Genomic DNA, 212 nt, shown 5'->3' with positions numbered 1-212 from the left:
GAAGCACCAAAAGCTGGCGACAAAGAAATCAAAGGAACAGCACCAGCAGGATCTGACGTAACAGTAAAACTTCCAGATGGAACAGAAATCAAAGCAAAAGCAGACCAAGATGGAAAATGGACAGCAAACGTACCAGCAGACAAAGAATTAGCAGAAAACGATGAAATCAAAGTTGTAGCAAAAGACGGAGATAAAGAACCATCAGAAGAAGT

1 protein-coding gene is annotated in these 212 nt (G+C 41.0%); it reads left to right on the top strand.

Translation table 11 applies throughout. The features are described from left to right. On the top strand, positions 1-212 hold a 212-nt coding region (locus PTSHG_RS09875; RefSeq protein ID WP_042230743.1), incomplete at both ends, for an Ig-like domain-containing protein.

Origin of the sequence: Peptoniphilus senegalensis JC140 (genome assembly GCF_000321025.1) — a bacterium.
Lineage (GTDB): Bacteria > Bacillota > Clostridia > Tissierellales > Peptoniphilaceae > Peptoniphilus_A > Peptoniphilus_A senegalensis.
The sequence above is the reverse complement of the archived record's forward strand: the minus strand, read 5'-3'. Positions and strand labels throughout refer to the sequence as shown.